This is a genomic window from Kribbella sp. NPDC048915 (assembly GCF_040649595.1).
Taxonomy (GTDB): Bacteria; Actinomycetota; Actinomycetes; order Propionibacteriales; family Kribbellaceae; genus Kribbella.
The window spans coordinates 1-5,653 of sequence record NZ_JBEZFT010000145.1; the positions used below are offsets into that span (position 1 = coordinate 1).

Annotated in this window: 3 rRNA genes; all 3 read right to left on the reverse strand. The window is 56.3% G+C overall.

Annotated elements, in window-relative coordinates:
- Nucleotides 1-24: 24 nt before the first annotated feature.
- The 3 genes from rrf to AB0B82_RS35220 all read right to left on the reverse strand — a co-directional run bounded on the left by rrf (nucleotide 25) and on the right by AB0B82_RS35220 (nucleotide 5,451).
- A 5S ribosomal RNA gene (rrf, locus tag AB0B82_RS35210) occupies nucleotides 25-142 on the reverse strand.
- 147 nt (nucleotides 143-289) lie between these two features.
- Nucleotides 290-3,415 (reverse strand): 23S ribosomal RNA (locus tag AB0B82_RS35215).
- A gap of 511 nt (nucleotides 3,416-3,926) precedes the next feature.
- Nucleotides 3,927-5,451 (reverse strand): 16S ribosomal RNA (locus AB0B82_RS35220).
- The 16S, 23S and 5S rRNA genes sit together here, the layout of an rRNA operon.
- Nucleotides 5,452-5,653 lie beyond the last annotated feature (202 nt).

Here is a 5,653-nt window from a genome sequence, read left to right on the forward strand (position 1 = left end):
GGGGTGGCCCTTAACAGTGTGAATGTCCGGCGGCGTCCTACTCTCCCACGACCTCCCGGTCGCAGTACCATCGGCGCTGTCGAGCTTAACTTCCAGGTTCGGAATGGAGACTGGGTGTTTCCCCGACGCTATGGCCACCGAAACTCTATCAAAATATCAATCAAACCAACCAACAACCATCAACCGCTGAACCACCACGGGACAAGGCTGGGGGTTCGACCGTATTCCGGGAACCGTACAGTGAACGCGAACATCATTACTTGCAGCGCAGGCTTGTTTCTTGCGTGTGTGTGACAAGCCCTCGGCCTATTAGTACCAGTCAGCTCCACACGTTACCGCGCTTCCACCTCTGGCCTATCAACCCAGTGGTCTACTGGGGGCCTTACCCGGTTAACCCGGTGGGAGACCTCATCTTGAAGCGTGCTTCCCGCTTAGATGCTTTCAGCGGTTATCACTCCCGAACGTAGCCAACCAGCCGTGCTCCTGGCGGAACAACTGGCACACCAGAGGTTCGTCCACCCCGGTCCTCTCGTACTAGGGGCAGCCCTTCTCAAGTCTCCTGCGCGCGCAGCGGATAGGGACCGAACTGTCTCACGACGTTCTAAACCCAGCTCGCGTGCCGCTTTAATGGGCGAACAGCCCAACCCTTGGGACCTACTCCAGCCCCAGGATGCGACGAGCCGACATCGAGGTGCCAAACCATCCCGTCGATATGGACTCTTGGGGAAGATCAGCCTGTTATCCCCGGGGTACCTTTTATCCGTTGAGCGACGGTGCTCCCACATGCCACCGCCGGATCACTAGTTCCGACTTTCGTCCCTGCTCGACATGTCTGTCTCACAGTCAAGCTCCCTTGTGCACTTACACTCGACACCTGATTGCCAACCAGGCTGAGGGAACCTTTGAGCGCCTCCGTTACCTTTTAGGAGGCGACCGCCCCAGTCAAACTACCCACCAGGCACTGTCCCTGATCCGGATAACGGACCAAAGTTAGACAGCCAGAACAATCAGAGTGGTATTTCAACGACGACTCCACCCGAACTGGCGTCCGAGCTTCACAGTCTCCCACCTATCCTACACAAATTGTACCGACCACCAATACCAAGTTGTAGTAAAGGTCCCGGGGTCTTTCCGTCCTGCTGCGCGTAACGAGCATCTTTACTCGTAATGCAATTTCGCCGAGTCCATGGTTGAGACAGCGCCCAAGTCGTTACGCCATTCGTGCAGGTCGGAACTTACCCGACAAGGAATTTCGCTACCTTAGGATGGTTATAGTTACCACCGCCGTTTACTGGCGCTTAAGTTCAAAGCTTCGCCGGCCGAAACCAGCTAACCTGTCCCCTTAACGTTCCAGCACCGGGCAGGCGTCAGTCCGTATACATCGAATTACTTCTTCGCACGGACCTGTGTTTTTAGTAAACAGTCGCTTGGGCCTGGTCTCTGCGACCATCACCGCTACCACCAGCAAATGGTGTCACGGATCCGGTCCCCCTTCTCCCGAAGTTACGGGGGCATTTTGCCGAGTTCCTTAACCATGGTTCACTCGATCGCCTCGGTATTCTCTACCTGATCACCTGTGTCGGTTTGGGGTACGGGCGGCTCTAACACTCACTGCGAAGTTTTTCTCGGCAGCATGGGATCATCCACTTCCCCTAAACGGGTCCGCCTCGGCTCTCAGACACATGAGACACGGATTTGCCTATGCCTCGTCCTACCACCTTGCCCGCGGATCAGCTTACGCCTACCATCGCCGCGGTTGGACTACCCTCCTGCGTCACTCCTCAATGCACCTACTACCACCTCGGGCCGAACAATCCACCGATCCGTCCGAAGACATCACAGCTTCAAGTCCTTAGCATCAGCAGGTTCGGTCGGGTCGTGTTAATGCCGGTACGGGAATATCAACCCGTTGTCCATCGACTACGCCTGTCGGCCTCGCCTTAGGTCCCGACTTACCCAGGGCAGATTAGCTTGACCCTGGAACCCTTGATCATCCGGCGGACGGGTTTCTCACCCGTCATTCGCTACTCATGCCTGCATTCTCACTCGTGCAGCATCCACAACTCCATCACTAGGCTGCTTCACACGCTGCACGACGCTCCCCTACCCACCCACACACCTGGACCAACCCCAAAGGGCCGGCCGAGTACAAGTATGAGTGCCACAGCTTCGGCGGATTGCTTGAGCCCCGCTACATTGTCGGCGCGGAATCACTTGACCAGTGAGCTATTACGCACTCTTTCAAGGGTGGCTGCTTCTAAGCCAACCTCCTGGTTGTCTGGGCAACTCCACATCCTTTTCCACTTAGCAATCGCTTAGGGGCCTTAGCTGGTGATCTGGGCTGTTTCCCTCTCGACTACGGAGCTTATCCCCCGCAGTCTCACTGCCGCGCTCTCACTTACCGGCATTCGGAGTTTGGCTGATTTCGGTAAGCCGGTAAGCCCCCTAGACCATCCAGTGCTCTACCTCCGGTAAGAAACACACGACGCTGCACCTATATGCATTTCGGGGAGAACCAGCTATCACGGAGTTTGATTGGCCTTTCACCCCTATCCACAGGTCATCCCCCAGGTTTTCAACCCTGGTGGGTTCGGTCCTCCACGCGGTCTTACCCACGCTTCAACCTGCCCATGGATAGATCACTCCGCTTCGGGTCTAGAGCATGCGACTAAAACGCCCTATTCAGACTCGCTTTCGCTACGGCTACCCCACACGGGTTAACCTCGCCACACACCACTAACTCGCAGGCTCATTCTTCAAAAGGCACGCCGTCACACACCCCGAAGGGCACGCTCCGACGGATTGTAGGCAACCGGTTTCAGGTACTATTTCACTCCCCTCCCGGGGTACTTTTCATCTTTCCCTCACGGTACTAGTCCGCTATCGGTCACCAAGAAGTATTTAGGCTTAGCGGGTGGTCCCGCCAGATTCACACGAGATTTCAAGAGTCCCGTGCTACTTGGGAAAACACTCAAGAGTCACTGTCTTACGCCTACAGGGCTATAACCCACTACGGCTCAACATTCCAGAAGATTCGACTTCAACAGTGATTGATAACTCCCCGACACCACAGCGCCAGTGTCAGAATGCTCCCACAACCCCACATGCGCAACGCGCGCCAGCTATCACACGCACATGGTTTAGCCTCATCCGCTTTCGCTCGCCACTACTCACGGAATCACAATTGTTTTCTCTTCCTGCGGGTACTGAGATGTTTCACTTCCCCGCGTTCCCTCCAGAACCCTATGTGTTCAGGCACTGGTAACTGGCTTTAGAATGCCAGCTGGGTTTCCCCATTCGGACACCCCCGGATCACAGCTCGGTTGCCAACTCCCCGGGGCTTATCGCAGGCTCCAACGTCCTTCATCGGCTCTTGGTACCAAGACATCCACCGATTGCCCTTAGTAGCTTGTCACAACAAAAAACATACGAAATCAAACGAAATCGCAAAACGCTACAAAGAGATGCTCGCGTCCACTATACAGTTCTCAAAATACGGGCGGAAAACCAGCCACAACCCGACACTTGAAGACAAACCCACCAGAACCAGGGGAAACAACACACCCCAACCCCAGCAGACCACCAACAGTCCGTCAGAAGCCGGCCCCAGCCACCAACCACACCCACTCACGTCAGTGTGACCGCGACCCAGAAGAAACAGAACCAACCCCCAGAAAAAACTCTGTGAGCCGGGCCCGATCCCTCAGGACCCAACAGCGCGCCTCGGCCACTCCCCCGCATGCTCTCGCGTTCCACACACCCTCCGAAGAGGAAGCAGTACTAACTCAATCACCCGAGATCCTGGCCTAATGGTCAATGTTCCACATTCCGAAGCACCATCACCTCGAGACGAACGCTCGAGCAGTGATGAACAGGCACCACACTCCATGAATAACTCACGCGAGCAGGCACCGAATGCTCCTTAGAAAGGAGGTGATCCAGCCGCACCTTCCGGTACGGCTACCTTGTTACGACTTCGTCCTAATCGCCAGCCCCACCTTCGACGGCTCCCTCCACAAGGGTTAGGCCACCGGCTTCGGGTGTTGCCGACTTTCATGACGTGACGGGCGGTGTGTACAAGGCCCGGGAACGTATTCACCGCAGCGTTGCTGATCTGCGATTACTAGCGACTCCGACTTCATGGGGTCGAGTTGCAGACCCCAATCCGAACTGAGACCGGCTTTTTGGGATTCGCTCCACCTTACAGCTTCGCAGCCCTTTGTACCGGCCATTGTAGCATGCGTGAAGCCCTGGACATAAGGGGCATGATGACTTGACGTCATCCCCACCTTCCTCCGAGTTGACCCCGGCAGTCTCCTATGAGTCCCCACCACCCCAAAGGGCGTGCTGGCAACATAGGACGAGGGTTGCGCTCGTTGCGGGACTTAACCCAACATCTCACGACACGAGCTGACGACAGCCATGCACCACCTGTATAGGACCCTTACGGACCCCCCATCTCTGGAGGATTTCCCTATATGTCAAACCCAGGTAAGGTTCTTCGCGTTGCATCGAATTAATCCGCATGCTCCGCCGCTTGTGCGGGCCCCCGTCAATTCCTTTGAGTTTTAGCCTTGCGGCCGTACTCCCCAGGCGGGGCGCTTAATGCGTTAGCTGCGGCACGGAGGACGTGGAATGTCCCCCACACCTAGCGCCCAACGTTTACGGCGTGGACTACCAGGGTATCTAATCCTGTTCGCTACCCACGCTTTCGCTCCTCAGCGTCAGGTAAGGCCCAGAGAGCCGCCTTCGCCACCGGTGTTCTTCCTGATATCTGCGCATTCCACCGCTACACCAGGAGTTCCGCTCTCCCCTGCCTACCTCTAGTCTGCCCGTATCGGAAGCAGGCTCGGGGTTAAGCCCCGAGTTTTCACTCCCGACGTGACGAACCGCCTACGAGCCCTTTACGCCCAATAATTCCGGACAACGCTCGGACCCTACGTATTACCGCGGCTGCTGGCACGTAGTTGGCCGGTCCTTCTTCTGCAGGTACCGTCACTCTCGCTTCGTCCCTGCTGAAAGAGGTTTACAACCCGAAGGCCGTCATCCCTCACGCGGCGTTGCTGCGTCAGACTTTCGTCCATTGCGCAATATTCCCCACTGCTGCCTCCCGTAGGAGTCTGGGCCGTGTCTCAGTCCCAGTGTGGCCGGTCGCCCTCTCAGGCCGGCTACCCGTCGACGCCTTGGTAGGCCATTACCCCACCAACAAGCTGATAGGCCGCGAGCCCATCCCCAACCGCCAGAACTTTCAACCCACCACCAGGAGATGGCAAGTATTATCCGGTATTAGACCCCGTTTCCGAGGCTTATCCCAAAGTTGAGGGTAGGTTGCTCACGTGTTACTCACCCGTTCGCCGCTCGTGTACCCCCGAAGGGGCCTTACCGCTCGACTTGCATGTGTTAAGCACGCCGCCAGCGTTCGTCCTGAGCCAGGATCAAACTCTCCGTTGAAAAATATGACAAACCAGCCAAAAGCTGGAGAGTCGACAATCGAAAAGCGATCCCTTGAATTCAGAAACAAACCATCACTGGCTTGTCATCCAGATATTTCAAAGGAATCCACCCACAGACCAAAATCCGTGGACGGGGTTAATGCATTTCGGCATTGACTTTCGGCACGCTGTTGAGTTCTCAAGAATCGGACGCACACCGC